This window comes from Mesorhizobium waimense, assembly GCF_003601975.1.
GTDB classification, from domain to species: Bacteria; Pseudomonadota; Alphaproteobacteria; order Rhizobiales; family Rhizobiaceae; genus Mesorhizobium; species Mesorhizobium waimense.
In genome coordinates this window covers 25,309-39,340 of sequence record NZ_QZWZ01000053.1, presented here as the reverse complement: position 1 = coordinate 39,340, position 14,032 = coordinate 25,309, and the positions used below count along the sequence as shown (strand labels likewise).

General features: G+C 61.2%; 11 protein-coding genes. 5 read left to right on the top strand and 6 right to left on the bottom strand.

Annotated elements, in window-relative coordinates; all coding sequences use genetic code 11:
• Window positions 1–230: 230 nt before the first annotated feature.
• Together D3227_RS34565 and D3227_RS34560 are read right to left on the bottom strand one after the other, a co-directional pair.
• Complete coding sequence (locus D3227_RS34565) at window positions 231–1,433, bottom strand: MFS transporter (protein ID WP_120018611.1); 1,203 nt, start codon at window positions 1,431–1,433, stop codon at window positions 231–233.
• 18 nt (window positions 1,434–1,451) lie between these two features.
• Window positions 1,452–2,846, bottom strand: coding sequence for an FAD-binding oxidoreductase (locus tag D3227_RS34560; RefSeq protein ID WP_120018610.1), 1,395 nt, complete (start codon window positions 2,844–2,846; stop codon window positions 1,452–1,454).
• 108 nt (window positions 2,847–2,954) lie between these two features.
• Here D3227_RS34560 and D3227_RS34555 point away from each other — a divergent pair, with 108 nt between their 5' ends.
• Both D3227_RS34555 and D3227_RS34550 read left to right on the top strand, forming a co-directional pair.
• Entirely contained in the window at window positions 2,955–3,860 is a 906-nt protein-coding gene (locus tag D3227_RS34555) for a LysR substrate-binding domain-containing protein (protein WP_120018609.1), read from the top strand.
• A 787-nt stretch (window positions 3,861–4,647) separates the two neighbouring features.
• The gene (locus tag D3227_RS34550; protein WP_120018608.1) at window positions 4,648–4,878 is read left to right on the top strand and encodes a type IV toxin-antitoxin system AbiEi family antitoxin domain-containing protein; all 231 of its coding nucleotides are present in this window, start codon (window positions 4,648–4,650) and stop codon (window positions 4,876–4,878) included.
• A gap of 336 nt (window positions 4,879–5,214) precedes the next feature.
• On the opposite strand, the gene D3227_RS44535 is transcribed toward D3227_RS34550, so the two are convergent.
• The 3 genes from D3227_RS44535 to D3227_RS34535 are packed head-to-tail and all read right to left on the bottom strand — an operon-like array spanning window position 5,215 to window position 7,527.
• The gene (locus D3227_RS44535) at window positions 5,215–5,382 is read right to left on the bottom strand and encodes a four-carbon acid sugar kinase family protein (RefSeq protein WP_425374585.1); all 168 of its coding nucleotides are present in this window, start codon (window positions 5,380–5,382) and stop codon (window positions 5,215–5,217) included.
• Window positions 5,346–6,143: an aspartate/glutamate racemase family protein gene (locus D3227_RS34540; RefSeq protein ID WP_167480988.1), complete on the bottom strand. Its 798-nt coding sequence runs from the start codon at window positions 6,141–6,143 to the stop codon at window positions 5,346–5,348. Before D3227_RS34540 ends, D3227_RS44535 begins: the two co-directional genes overlap by 37 nt.
• A 58-nt stretch (window positions 6,144–6,201) precedes the next feature.
• On the bottom strand, window positions 6,202–7,527 hold the full coding sequence (locus tag D3227_RS34535; RefSeq protein WP_120018607.1) for an NAD(P)/FAD-dependent oxidoreductase: 1,326 nt from the start codon (window positions 7,525–7,527) through the stop codon (window positions 6,202–6,204).
• A gap of 728 nt (window positions 7,528–8,255) precedes the next feature.
• On the opposite strand from D3227_RS34535, the gene D3227_RS34530 reads away from it, so the two are divergent.
• Window positions 8,256–9,008: an SDR family NAD(P)-dependent oxidoreductase gene (locus D3227_RS34530; protein WP_120018606.1), complete on the top strand. Its 753-nt coding sequence runs from the start codon at window positions 8,256–8,258 to the stop codon at window positions 9,006–9,008.
• Window positions 9,009–9,445: 437 nt separating this feature from the next.
• Window positions 9,446–10,879 carry a LuxR C-terminal-related transcriptional regulator gene (locus D3227_RS34525; protein WP_120018605.1) on the top strand — a complete coding sequence of 478 codons (1,434 nt, stop codon included), beginning with the start codon at window positions 9,446–9,448 and terminating at the stop codon, window positions 10,877–10,879.
• A 456-nt stretch (window positions 10,880–11,335) separates the two neighbouring features.
• Here D3227_RS34525 and D3227_RS34520 read toward each other — a convergent pair whose 3' ends face one another.
• Window positions 11,336–12,160 (bottom strand): class I SAM-dependent methyltransferase, encoded by an 825-nt coding sequence (locus tag D3227_RS34520; RefSeq protein WP_120018604.1) that lies wholly within the window; start codon window positions 12,158–12,160, stop codon window positions 11,336–11,338.
• 698 nt (window positions 12,161–12,858) lie between these two features.
• Between D3227_RS34520 and D3227_RS34515 the strand changes: the two genes are divergently transcribed.
• Window positions 12,859–14,013: a GNAT family N-acetyltransferase gene (locus tag D3227_RS34515; RefSeq protein ID WP_245452035.1), complete on the top strand. Its 1,155-nt coding sequence runs from the start codon at window positions 12,859–12,861 to the stop codon at window positions 14,011–14,013.
• The last annotated feature ends 19 nt before the right edge of the window (window positions 14,014–14,032 follow it).

Here is a 14,032-nt window from a genome sequence, read left to right as displayed (position 1 = left end):
GCGACCTTGAAGATGAACGGATCAAGGCCGATTTGGCGCGCAAATCTCCGCGTATCATCAACGACGATAATCAGAAATCGCTGTTTCCCGCCATTTGAAGAGGGGGTGCATAATGAATCAGTCTTCGACAACGTGCGCTGGCGGGGCTCAGTTGCCGGCCTTATACGATCCTGGCTGGCGATACCGGATCGACTTCGCCTTCCCAAGGGCTTCCATCGTCTCTTCGACGCTTAGGAGGACGGTGTACGAGCTGAGCGCTCCCCCCGCACCGATGGCAAAAGGCTTGCCTGGCGGCTGATCCTGTGGAATGACCAAAGAAGGAGAGGGCAAAGGAGGAGCGCGGCAGCGCCGAAATCGAGTGCGGCGGCCGCGGTGCCGGCCCAGGTTGCAAGTTTGCCGCCGATCGCCGGTCCGGCCAGCATGCCGGCATAGTAGACGGTGTAGAACACTCCCATCCCGATCGAGCGCGTCTTCTGATTGAGCACGCGCGTCGGCAAGCTCATGATCGCGCCGGCAGGCAAGCCGCATACGATCCCCATTGCGATGATGAGGGCTGGCATTGGTCCGCTTCGCGACAGAAGGAGCATCAGAAATGCAAAGCCCACACAGCCCGCGACGAGGACTGCGCCGCCGCGTTTGCTGCGATTGGCCAGCAAGCCGCCCAGGGGAACCGAAAGCGTAGCCAGCCAAAGCACGACGCTGATCGTCGATCCCGCCGCCGAGTTGGACCACCCGCGCTCGACGAGCATCGAAGGACCGAAGCTGAAGACCATTGCGAAGCCGACATTGTAGAGGCACCAGATCAAGCCGGCGGCGATCAGGGCATAGGTTGTCCGGGCGGAGATGCCGCGGCGGTCACCTCCACCGGCGGGTGGTACATCCGGGGCGCGATAGACGAAGGACATCAGGCCGAGGCTGACGATGATCAGTACCGAAACGGCAATGCCCACGGCGGTCATCCCGAACGTCGTTCCGATTGCCGGCAGCAGCATGAGAGCGATGGCGATGCCCGCTGGCCACGAGTTGATGTAGATGGCCATGGCGGTTGCGATCTCCCGGCCGGCAAACCAGTCGGCGACCATCTTGGTCATCAGGACGTTCAGAAGGACACCGCCTGTGCCGCCGATCAGTCGGCCGCCGATCTGCAGGCTCCAGGACGTCGAAGCCATCATCAGCAGCTCACCCGCCAGCATCATCAGGAGGCCGGCGAGAACGGTCACCTTGTCGCCATGGCGTTGGCCGATGGTCGCGCCAGGCAGGGCCAACGCGACTCCTGGTGCAAGATAGAGCCCGATCAGAATACCTATGTCGGCCAGGCTCGCACCGAGGCTATCGCTGACAAGAGGCGCGACGGCGCCGACGCTCTGAAACTGAAACGCCATTGCGGCGCGGGCGACAAACAGGACAGCAAGGATCGTCCAGCGACAGTGCACGGTTCCCCCGGATCCAAACTACTCGGGCCTGATATTTTGATTCAGTCGGAAGAAATTGGTCGGGTCGTATTGCTTCTTGATAGCGGCGAGGCGTGCATAATTGCCACCGTAAGCATCACGCACGCGCTCGTCACCCTCATCACCAAGATTGTTGGCATAGACACCGCCGGTGGAGAATGGTCTGACCGCATTCCACAGGTCGCGCGCCCAGCGCATGTTTACCTCGTCATCGACCGGATCGTCCCAGATGGCGATCGGGAAACAGTCAAAGACCGCATCGCGATTAGCGTAGGGCGCGTGTGGCGCCGGCACACGGGCGATCGCTCCGCCGACCTGCTGGAAAACCAGCAGGGACGAGTGATTGGGAGCCTTCGCGTAACTGTCGAGCAGCGCGTCGATCGCACCATCTGTGATCTGATGCAGGAACTGCGCTTTCCAGTAATAGCGTCGCCCGCGTGGAAAGAGGCTGTCGCCCGCCGATTGAATCTGAAGATAAGGAACGGCTTGAAGGCGGCTTTCGACGGGGGATCCGAATTTCATCAGCGGAGCGATGACGAATTCGCCCGCTTCGGGTGCCCCGACATAGCAAGCCGAGATGCTGAAGGCACGGTCGCCCGAGGGCAGTGTAACGAGTGCGGCATCGACGCTCACCTCGTCCGGGGCGTCACGGGAGAATTTGTCGTAAAACCGCATGGCCTCGCGCGCCTGATCGTAGGCGTGAAGCACCGAGCCCGTGAGAAGGGTCGGGCCGAGCGGGTGCAGTCGGTATTCGAACGCCGTCACCACGCCGAAATTGCCTCCGCCGCCGTGCAAGGCCCAGAACAGTTCGGGATGCTCGCTGGCGCTTGTTCGCAACAGCCGTCCGTCGGCCGTGACAATTTCAGCCGCGATCAAATTATCGCAGCTCAGACCATGCTTTCGCCCGAGCTTGCCGAAGCCTCCACCGAGCGTGAGGCCGGCAATACCGGTGTCGCCGTTGACGCCCATGGTCGTTGCAAGACCGTGCGCCTGTGTGGCTGCGTCGAACTCGCAAAGGGTCAGACCAGCTTCGGCCCTGGCGATGCGGCGCTCAGGATCGACTGCGATCTTCTTCATGCGGGATAGATCGATCACCATCCCATCGTCGCAGACGGACAGACCGGCGACGTTGTGGCCGCCGCTGCGAACTGCCACGACAAAGCCTTGTGACCTGGCATAGGTCACGGCATGGACGACGTCATCGGGATCGGCGCAAAAGACAATTGCAGCAGGGCGTTTGTCGATCGCCCCGTTCCAGACCCTGCGCGCCTGGTCGTAAGCAGCGTCTGTCGGCAACACCAGCTCGCCCCGTAATCCTTGCCGCAGCTGTTCGATCGGCGTGCTCCGAGAATGGGATCGGCCCAATAACGCTTCGGTCTGTCGTGGAATCTCCATCGATATCGCCCCCGGTTCCGGCAGGACTATGGTCTCACGGGGACGCAACCTTCTGCAAAAGCGAAATTCTTAGCTGCTGGATGAGCGGAATTCATCTACGCTGCCAGCATGGGAAACCGCCCGCCGCTGCGCGCTTTGTACGCCTTCGAGGCCGCCGCCCGGCACGGCAGCTTCAAGGCCGCGGCGGCGGAGCTCGGCGTGACGCCGACAGCGATCAGCCATCAGGTCCGCTTGCTGGAAGAGATATGCGGTCTCAAGCTGTTCCAGCGCCGCCCGCGCCCGCTCGTGCTGACGAGTGCGGGAGCGCGACTATTTCCGATCCTCCGCAACGCCTTTGATCTTCTCGCTGGCTCCCTTGCCGCGGTCGCCGAGCCGGATGTTCAAGCGCCATTGCGGGTAACGAGCCCGAACGCCTTCGCGAGCCGATGGCTGGTGCCCCGGCTACCGAAATGGCGAGAGGCCAACCCGGCCATACCCTTGGAGATCATCGGGACTGACGCGCTGCTCGATCTGCGCGCCGGCGCGGCGGATGTGGCGATCCGCTACACACGTCGCCCGCCTTTGGGCCTTGCAGCGCACGAGATATGCCGCGATTCCTTCTTTCCCGTCTGCAGTCCCCGATTGTTGGCAAGCGACGGGCGAGCGATTGAGCGTGCTGCCGATCTCCTGCGTTATCCGTTGATCCACTTTGACTGGATGAACCGTGATCCGGACGCTCCCACCTGGTCCCGGTGGCTGGCGACGGCCCGCTCGATCGATCCAGAGCTGATCCCGGATAAAGCTTGGGATTTGAGCTTCCGCGAGGAACTGCATGCGATCGATGCGGTTGTCGCCGGGCAAGGCATTGCGATCTGCAGTGACGTAGTGGTTGGCCGTGAACTGGAAAACGGCTCGCTCGTCAAGGCGCATCCATTGTCCCTGCCGGGCTACAGCTTTTATGTCGTCTGGATGCACCACAGTCCGCGATCCGCGGTGAAAGAGTCCTTCCTGGCATGGATGAGAACCGCTGCATGAGACTATCGAACCCGGGATGAGGCGGGCAGTGTTTGTGATCTGACGCAGGCAAGCAGCACTCATCGCCTGAAGGGCGCCGTGGCGGGCGGGCGGCTATGCCTAAATCCGAGAAGGAGGTGGTGAGAAGGACGCCCTGACTTCAGCAAATTTCGATCTGCTTCCGAATGTCATTTCAGAGGGCCTAAAGCGTAGAGTTCTCATCATCACGCGAGACGCCCCGCCGAAGCAGATTTCCTGGTGGCGAGCGCGACCACAGAGCCGAATGAGACTCCCGATGGTTACCTGCCATGATGACTTCCCCAACGAACGCTAACTCGTCCGCTTCTGGCGTAACTAAGTCTATCGTGGGTGCAGGTTCCTTTGGGTCAGTATCCCGCCCGGTCGAACTATCCGCTATTAACATTCTGCGCACCAAAAGCTGTCAATCAGCTTCCGGCCCCAAACGTGATCCAGGGCCTAAGGCAGTGCCCTTCTAGCGGGGCAGGCCTTGGCTCTACGAGTGGAAGGACAAGCGCGCCATGTTCCGACGGAATGGAAGACAAGGGCGGTCCTGACCTTTCTTTTCCTCTGTGATCGCGCGCATGCGCTAACCTACCACTGACTTCGATCAGCTTCACAGCTGTTCGCTAGCCATTCCAGCAGAGCGAACGAAGCGCGGGGAAAATCGCACGCTGGTGTGCAAAATCGAGCCTTGGCGTAGAAAAGGCGGTGGCTCCCCGGGATCGACGAAGCGGCGAAATACGAATTCGCCATAGAGCTACGCCGAGACGCGCCACGGCCGCATCAAATGCGAAAACGTGATCGGGACCGCGCAGAAGCACTACGCCTTTCAGGTGGGCGGCCGCCATCGCTGCGGGATCGCGCCGTTGCTCTGGCGCAAGAGCGCGGCGAGGTGCGGACTCGCGATCTCACCGACATCGGCATCCCACGGTGCTATCTCTCCCGGATGTGCGAGGAAGGGCTGCTCGTGAAGGTCGGCCATGGGTGGTATTGCGCTGCTGCGTGGACGGCGACCTGACCTTCAGGCCACGCCGAGTTGTCATAGGATCGCGCGCTTCGATGACCTCGCCAATCCGGCCTTCGCGGAGGGCGTCGATCGGACGTAGGCCGCCGAGGCGAGGGACTGCTCGTGAAGGCGGGTTACCGCCGCTTATCGTGCCGTCCTTCCGAAGGCCGCTTGACCGTCGTGTTTTAGCCGAAAGCGGTCCGGCGGGTTTTGGTAGCCGCAAAGCTAATTGCGGACTCACGCCGGTAGGTCTCGGATTCGGCCCCGCGATCGCTTCTTTGACTTTCCTCCAATGCCGCGGGCCATCCCTTTGGGTGGCCGATGACGCGCTTGGCGAGTTGGCGAAACTCAGCGAATGATCTGTTGCGCGCCGACCGACTTGAGCCAGCGGTGTGCCGCAAGGGAATCGGCCACTGCCTCATCTGTGGGCGCCGTTCGTGATTTGAGCGCGACAACGACCGCTTCCGCGCTTTCGGCAACTATTGGGTCGTCGGGAATTCCAATGGCCTGGACCACCCGCAAGCCCTGCCGCGCCCAGGTACTAGCGAGATCGGTCGCTCCGGTGAAAATCGTCCGCGATACGCGCCAAGGACAACTGTCAGGTGCTCTAACTGCCGTTTCACGTTTTCTACACCAAGCACAGGGCTCGTCAGAACTGGAAGACTGTAGGCCATCCCCCGCACTGCACGGGCCATTGAGGCCTGCGCCAAGACGATCACGTCGACCTTCTGCGACAGCTCTTCGAGAGCTTGGCGGATTTGCGCGTCATGGGCCTCGACGTCCCCGCCGGCGAGGAGCTGAAACGCGCCCTGAACAAGTACATTGTCGATCGCCACGTCCTTGCCCGCCTCGCAGGCTTGTCGCTTCAGTAAATCCACTGTTGGCGCCAGCGTCGTGGATAAGGTGGCCAGGACGCCTATGCGGTTTCCACCCTCGACAGCGGCTCTGGCCATGCCTTCATCAATACGGAACAGCGGCACAGGGCAAAGCGGCACAATGGCGTCGACTGCCAGTCCGAGAGTCGAGCATGTGACGACAATCGCGTCTGCCCCCGCGTCGACTGCCGACCATATGTAGGTCGCGAGCCTTCGTTTCGTCATATCGGATAGAGCCCCCTGCGCAATAGTATCCCTCAAGAGGCTCTCGTCGACGATCGCGAACGGCTTCCAATCGGGCAAATGCTGTTTGGCGAGCCCCTCGAACTCGGGAACAAGGCCGGCAACCGTATGGATGAAAGCCAGCTTTCTAGCGGCAGCGCTCGGAGTTTGAACTGACATGGGTTTTCCATCTAGTTGCTAGGAAGGCCGATCATTGTCGCTGCGCGGCCAAGTCGCATCAGATAGCGCCAACTTCAATTTTCGATCTGTCCGAGAAGCGCGAGAGGCGGAATGGTGTCGGATCGACGCAAGGGACGTCGCCCGCGACCAGGTCCGCCGCCAGATGGCCAATGCCAGGGCCGGCGCCGAAGCCGTGCCCGGAACAGCCTGTGGCGACGAACACTCCGCCGATGCTGTCCGCCGGTGAAATTACCGGTATGGCGTCCGGCGTGCAGTCGACATATCCGCCCCAGGAGGACACGATGCCGGCATCGGCAACGGCGGGAAACAGGGCTTTTACCCGCGTCATTATGGCTGCCGCCAGCCGCCTGTCCGGGGCAGGATCGAGTACGCGGATTCGTTCGAAGGGGGTTGGCCTGTCGAGACGCCAGCGAACGAGTGTTTCCGGGCCCTGGAAGAACGAGCGGCCCATGCCGATCTCGATGGCACTAAGTCGTTTGACGAACATCGGCATGAACGGGCGGGCGTAGCGGATGCTCTGGGGCGTGAGCTCCAGCGTCGCCCTGCCGCTGATGGCAATAGTGTAGCTGCCATCGATCCGGCGTGTGAGGGCGCAGTCAGAGGTATAGATTGCGCCGCCAAGATCCGGTGCGGGAGCGGTCCGTAGGGCGGTCTGGCGGACGCTGGCCTGCGGCAGTGAAACCGCATGCATGCGCAGGAAGGCTGAAGTCCATGCACCCCCGGCACTGAGTACCGCGCTAGTGCGGATAGTGCCTTTCTCGGTAACGACGCCGCTCACCTGGCCGTTGGTGATATCGAGGCCGCGTGCCGCGCAGTTCTGATGAATGGTCGCGCCATGCATGCGCGCGCCTTCGGCGATACGAGGGGCGGCGAGCCAGGGCTCGGCCTTGCCATCGTCTGCCGCATGCACACCGCCCAACCACTTGCGGCCGCCAGCCGCAGCAACGGCGGCATTGGTCTGGTCGCCCGTAAGCATCCGTGTCTTCACGTCGAACCGACGGGCCACCTCGCGCCACTTGTCCCATTCGGCGAGCTGCTTGGCATCGTTCGTCGCGTAGGTGAGCCCGCATCGGCGGAAGCCAAGGTCGTGCCCGATGTCTTTGGTGAGATCTTCCCATAGCCGTAGCGCCAGATTGGCAATGGGCAGCTCGCGTTCATCCCGGTTTTGTCGACGGCACCAGCCCCAGTTTCGGCTAGACTGTTCGCAGCCGACATAACCCTTTTCGATGAGCGCCACCGACAGGCCGCGGCGTGCCAGGAAATAGGCCGCGCTGGCGCCCACCATCCCGCCACCGATCACCACGACATCGGCTGACTTGGGCAGCGTTTCGTCGCTGTTGACGTGGTGGATCAAAGGGGACATGGGGCCTCGGCAATCAATGAGCCCTAGCAGTATCGGCGGCTGGTGCCGCAGAATGCACCGACTGCGGCGGCATTTCGGTGTTTTGCGCTGAATATCGTCAGAATTGGCGACTGACGTGGAAGGGGCGTTTGCGGAGCAATGCGTCAGCGGCGGCTGGTGCTGAGCGTTCTCTCGTTTTCGCACCCTGTGTAGCGCGGAGGGATGGCAGCTTTCGGGGGAATGGATTGGCTGTGCTGAACGACCGACCCGCCGGCGCAAAGCGGCCCTTCACGTCGCGCCGTGCGTAAGCCAGCCTCGGGTCAAACCTCCGTATGCCTCATGCGAACGGCCTCGGGAGCGACGTCGTCATCTGTGGCGACAGACTAGTGTGCGCGAGTCGGGACCGGTTTCCTTAGCAATGGTGTTGATGCTGGTCTCAGTCAATTCCGGCGCGTTGGACCATCCGGCGCCTGTACCGACACAAACCCGCGTCGGGTGCGGCCGGAGAATCCGGCTGGTTTTTGTAGGCGGTGCTGCCTTGCTTCGCTATTGTATGATGTCCAGTCAAAGGGTGCTGATTTTATGGGGTAGGACCGCCAAAGCGCCATCTCGCTGGGCTTTGCAGCGCCACCGGTACGCTAGCGGCTGCGTCTACTTCTGGCCCAAGCCCGACTAGGAGCTGGGCAGGTGCAAGCATTCATTGGTGTTCTTGGAATTGTGCTTCGAGGCGGTAAACGGAGGAGACCTTCATGCACCTGTCATTTGCAAACAAGTCGGTCGTCGTCACGGCTGCCAGCCGGGGTATTGGACACGCGATAGCGCTGATTTTCGCGCAGGCGGGGGCTCGCGTTGCCATATGCGCACGCGGAAAGGAGGGGCTTGACGCTGGTGCAGCGGAAATTGCGCGTTACGACGCTGGGGTACACACAGCGATCTGTGACATTGGCGACGAAGCTTCAACCCTTAAATTTATTGCTGGTGCTGGCGCGGCACTTGGAGGCATCGATGTGCTTGTCAACAACGCCTCAGGCATGAGCAAAGGAGACGACGAGGATGCCTGGTCCGCAGGGATTAACATTGACGTGTTGGGCACTGTGCGTGCCACGCGAGCCGCAGTGCCCTTCCTCGAAAGATCGGGTGCGGGCGCGATCGTCAACATCAGTTCAATTCGCGGGCTCACAGGATCAGCCCGTATTCCCGCCTACGCAGCGGTCAAGGCCGCAGTCATCAACTATACAATCTCAGAAGCACTGGCGCTGTCAAACCATCGCATTCGCGTAAACGCTATCGCTCCGGGTTCAATCGAATTTCCGGGGGGGCTTTGGGAGAAGCGCAAGTTCGAAGAGCCCGATGCATACCAGGCCACGATGCAACGCGTTCCGTTCGGTCGACTTGGTACGGCCCAAGAGGTGGCGAATGTTGCCCTGTTCCTTGCTAGCGATTTGGCAAGCTGGGTCACCGGCCAAGTAATTGCAGTGGACGGCGGCCAAATGCGTACATAGGTGACGGGCTAGCGGCAGGGCTCCGCCGCGGCGCTCCCTGCCTGATGTAGCTCACGCGAATGTCTGCCGATGGCGCAACCGCTACCTCGGGCGCTGTCCCGCCAACGTCCGCCTTTGGCAAATGGACAGGCCTGTAGGAACGACTGCCATGCGGCGCATTGCCGCCCGGCAGCTGTCGGCCGGAAGCGGACTGGCAGCTATTGTGAGCGGATATACAGAAAGCGGCCATTCCACTCCCGACCATTCTCTGCCCTTCCTTATGAGCAGCCATACGGCGATCCGTGACCCGTTGAGTGCGTTCCTGTGGCGATAAATGAACGGTCGCATTGGCGGAAAGCTGCCGTTCAGTTCGGCGTGCAAATGCAGCATTTCGATCATGCAGCCAAGAAAACTGTGCTAAAGTTTCCCAGAATTCTGCTGATCCGATACGTGAAATAATGCTCCAACACGTGGATCCAACAAAGCTGCTGCCAGCGCTTTCCGAGCGTGAGTGGGTCGTTGCCGCCAAGTTCGCCGAGGGTATGTCCTATCGGGAAATTGGCAGGACACTGTTCATATCGCCCGCCACGGTCAGAACGCACTTGTCCACGATCTATCGGAAGCTTGGCGTTTCCAGCAAAACGGCGCTGGCCGCCCTCATTGCGGATCACCGTAATAAATCCGAACAATCTCTTGCCCATGCTCGATCCGGGCCATCGGTCATGGCCGTCCTACCGTTCGACAACCTTGGCTCGGACGAGCGTTGGAACCGCTTGGCGGATGGCTTGTCGGCGGACATCATTGCCGATCTCGCGCGCTATCCTGACCTTGCCGTCATCTCCCGCCAGACCATGCTTTCATACAGGGGGAGGGGCGACGACATCCGGTCCATCGGGCGCGAACTGAACGCAGACTATGTCCTTGAGGGAACCCTGCAGGCCGCCGGAGGTCAGATCCGCGTCTCCGTGCAGCTTGCCGATGCCGGCAGCGGAGCCGACCTTTGGTCGGCACGATACGATCAGTCGGGCGACGACCTGTTCGCGATGCAGGACCTGGTCACCGAAAACGTCGTCAACGTTCTGGCCAGTTGCGGCGGGAAACTCGTGAAGTTCCGGCGGGATGTCGTCCGGCGCAAGCCTCCGGCGAATTTGCAGGCATATGATTGCTATCTGCTCGGCGTCGAGCAGCACAACCTCTACACCCGGCTCTCCAACGCGGAAGCAATCCGTCTCCTATCCAAGGCGGTGGAACTCGATCCCGGGCTCTCGCGAGCATGGACCTTGCTCGGACTCGCCTACAGCGTCGGGGCATTCAATGGCTTTATCGGCGACAGGGCCGCTGCAATGCAGCGATTTGCGCAGTGCATGGAAAGGGCGCTGGAGCTTGATCCGGGCGATACCGATGCGCGCCTTTGCATGGCGTCACTTTGGGCTTTGCAGGGAAATTTCGACGCCGCTCTCGATGAGCAGGACCGAATCCTCTCGGCCGCGCCCCACTGCGCCGATAACCTGGCCATGCTCGCGGGAAATCTGGCGTTCGTTGCTGGCGACCCACAGAAGGGCTGCGAACTTGCGAGCCGCGCGATCCGCTACAATTCCCAAGTCTCCTGGTATCACGGAATGCTTGGCCGATGCTGTTTTGTCTCTGGCCAGTATAAGGAGTGCCTGACGGCCTTCCATCAGGCTCCGGCCCACTCGCCTGCCACCCTGCTGTTCCAGGCGATGGCCAACGCGCTGATTGGGGATGAGGCCGGGGCGAGCAAGATCGCAGGGCGACTGCGCACCGAGTTCCCCGAGTTCACTCCAGAGGGGTTCATTGTGGGATATCCGGTCACAAATCCTGTGGCCATCACCGCGATCCGGGAAGGCGCAAAGCGGGCGAGTTTGGCCTGAGGTCCAGTGATTCGGGCGTGCAGGTTTGGATCTCAATGGAAGAGACACATGTCTGCGTGCTCGACCGACGACGTGATTGACGACGGCAAAGACCCTGCCGCGAAAGCGCTCGGCGCGAAGGGCGGAAAGAAGCGCGCCGAGAATATGTCACCTAATCGCCGGGCCGAGATTGCTCGGAAGGCAGCGGCGGCACGTTGGGGGCGGGGATCGGAATGAACAAGTCAAATTCCTGTTGACCGCCGAACCGTTGCACTAGCCTGTTTTCATATTCGAATTTTGTTTTTGACGATTCCGACATTTCGAGAACGCGGCCCAAGTGCATTCTCAATGCCCTCGCACCAATGTCGTTTAGGAACTGGAATAGCTTTGTCTTACGGCCGCCGTCCTTGCACGGCAGCAACGTCGCTAGAGGGTGTGGGAGCGGACCTTCAGTCCAACAGCGCCACGTCAGCTGTGCTATCTGCGTGCGAGCAAGACGTGAGCCTCTTGGGGGAACATCAACTCCCCTCCAGTTGAATAGATTGCCAGCGAAGAACTTAGATCACCCTCAATCGCTGCGATGACTGCGTCCCGATGTCCGGCATCCATTCCGCTGACCAGCCCAGCCTGCGGAGTCGCTGCCAACTGTAGTCGCACATATTCCTTTGACGAGGGGAATCGGATGTTCTGTGTCGTCGTTTGGATGGTCACCTGACGAAATCCCGCCCCGGCCACCAATCGGTAAAGCTCGTCCGCATCGGCGAGTGAATGCTCGGACCGTTTCGTTGCCGAAGCGCCTGGACCGAGGTGTCGATCCAAGGCATCCGCCAGCGCCTTTGCCGCAGGAGTGTGCTCAATAGTGCTGAAAACGTTTAAGGCCAGTCGGCCGTCAGGCACCAGAACCCGGAACATCTCACGTAGCGCACTCGGTCGGTCGGGAAAAAACTGCAGTCCGAGCTGGCAAAGAACCAGATCGAAGATGGAGCCAGGGAACGGCATTTCGAGCGCGCTTCCCTCGTGCCAGTCGATACGCGGTCCAGCGCCTCTCGGGAGGGATCGAGCAACGGCAAGCATGCCCGTGTTGATGTCGAGGCCGTCGACCTGCCCACTTCCCATACGCTCGGCCGCCGAGCGTGCCACCACGCCGGTGCCGCAAGCTACGTCCAGAATCCGCTCACCAGATTGAGGCGCAGCACGATCCATCAGGTCGGCGGCCCACAGAGCCGTGATTGCCGGGACCAGGTAGCGCTCATACAGTTCCGCGGCGCTGCCTTCCAGCTGCCACTGCTCCTGCTGGGCCATAGCGCCCCTCCCGGACAACGAGCCGCTCGGGCCACGGGCCGGATCGGCGCTTCAAGCAGCCATCATAAAGCGCGTGTCTGGCAACTAGCAACCGGGCGATGAAAACAAGGATAGAGAGCAGATCGCTAGGACGGTCCGCTCACCCACCCCTAAACGAGGACTCTACTACTGTCTCGGCGAATGCCCGGAAATGGCGCAATTATGCCCTCTACTATGGTCCCCAGCGATGTCTGCTCTCAGGCAGTGGCGAAGCTGACTCTACGGCCGCCACGCGGCGCAAAGCTGCCGATCATCAGTATTCCCGCCCGGTAGCCGCCGATTCTGTGATTGCGGCTTGCGAGGAATAGGCATGGGACCCCGGTGTTGCCTGTCCCGGATGTGCGAGGAAGGTCTGCTAGTGAAGGTCGGCTACGGGCGGTATCGCGCTGCGAAGGTCGAGGCCGCGGAGGCTTGAAGCGCGTCCAATCGATCAAGAATGTTCTCATCACCCGAGTGGGAATCAGAGAGCTCAGCGTGGAACATCCTGACATGGACTTGCGCAACACGTTGGATTTCGAGTTCGGGCTTCGATCGCCGCCGCCGAGCTTTCGGTTCGAAGCACGTGGGCGTTGTTCCACCGAGTCATCTGATGACACTGCTTGGCGGTTGCGCATTGGCATTTTCAAGCTATGATGAAAATCGCCACCAAAGGACAATGGATGAAAAATAACTTCAAAGCTGCAATGGAACCGGCAAGCGCCAAGGACGCCCCTGAAATCGCTTCCTTGCTGAGCTGGGCTTTTGGCTTCAGCAAGGAGCGTTCTGACGAATACATCGCCAATGTCGGTCTCGGCTCTCTGCGGCTGCTGCGTGGCGCAGGGATGCGCGTGGACGCCTGCGCGGCGCTGCTCGAAACGGCGCACATCTTTCACGGAAAGCCCGTATCAGCGGCCAACATAGCGCATGTAGCGATTGCACCGGAGTGCCGCGGCCAGGGTCTGGCCGTTCCCTTCGTTGATGCAATGTGCGAGGAGGCGCAACGCAACGGCGCGGCCATTGCCACGCTCTTTGCCTCGACGCGGCCGGTCTATCGCAAGAGCGGGTTCGAGCTCGCTGGCCACGAGATCATCTATGAGGCGCAGACAATTAGCCTACCTGTCGCGAGCAAGCTCGCCTTCGAACGCGTCGATCTGGATGATCCGCGCATTGCCAGCAACTATGCCGTCAAGACGCTTGGGGAGGCAGGGCTGCTCAGCCGTTGCCCGGCGCATTGGAACGAGCTACGGCGAAAGCCGACCGACGCGCTGGCCGCCTACCTGGCAGAAGGCGACGCTGCGTATCTGATCCTTGATATGGGCAACAAGACCTGTTTGACAGTCCGTGATTGGTACACCGGGTCCCCGGAAGCTGCGCAAGGCGTTCTCTCCTTCCTGGCCAGGTTCCGCTCGGTGTATCCGGCCGTGCGCTGGCATGGCGGCCCGCAGGACGATTTGGTGGCAGCGATGCCGGACAAGGGCTGGCGTCTTGCCCACCAGGAGGAATGGCTTGCCGGCGTGCTCGATCCCGCCGCCGCCTTGCGGCAGCGTGGCTACCATGTCGAAGACGCCCGGCTGGCGCTGCGGATCGGGCAAGCGGAAACACCACTCGCGCTCGAAATCGAGATCAAGGCCGGCGCGGTCGAGGTTCGCGAGGCGACCGGCACGCCGTGTCCGACCATCTCTGTGCAGGCTCCGGCATTCGTTCAGATATTCACGGGCTTTCGCAGCGCCTCGAAACTGGCGCAGTATGGCCAAGTCATCGGCAGTGCGGTGGACATACGTTTGTGTGACCAGCTGTTTGCCGGACCGCTGCCTTGGGTGGCGGAGCATTTCTAGGAATCGCAGCAGCAAGGAA

Coding starts and splice junctions, on each gene's coding strand:
- D3227_RS34560 (WP_120018610.1), bottom strand. CDS start 2,846: ATGGAGATTCCACGACAGACCGAAGCGTTATTGGGCCGATCCCATTCT.
- D3227_RS34555 (WP_120018609.1), top strand. CDS start 2,955: ATGGGAAACCGCCCGCCGCTGCGCGCTTTGTACGCCTTCGAGGCCGCC.
- D3227_RS34550 (WP_120018608.1), top strand. CDS start 4,648: ATGCGAAAACGTGATCGGGACCGCGCAGAAGCACTACGCCTTTCAGGT.
- D3227_RS34540 (WP_167480988.1), bottom strand. CDS start 6,143: ATGTCAGTTCAAACTCCGAGCGCTGCCGCTAGAAAGCTGGCTTTCATC.
- D3227_RS34535 (WP_120018607.1), bottom strand. CDS start 7,527: ATGTCCCCTTTGATCCACCACGTCAACAGCGACGAAACGCTGCCCAAG.
- D3227_RS34530 (WP_120018606.1), top strand. CDS start 8,256: ATGCACCTGTCATTTGCAAACAAGTCGGTCGTCGTCACGGCTGCCAGC.
- D3227_RS34525 (WP_120018605.1), top strand. CDS start 9,446: ATGCTCCAACACGTGGATCCAACAAAGCTGCTGCCAGCGCTTTCCGAG.
- D3227_RS34520 (WP_120018604.1), bottom strand. CDS start 12,160: ATGGCCCAGCAGGAGCAGTGGCAGCTGGAAGGCAGCGCCGCGGAACTG.
- D3227_RS34515 (WP_245452035.1), top strand. CDS start 12,859: ATGAAAAATAACTTCAAAGCTGCAATGGAACCGGCAAGCGCCAAGGAC.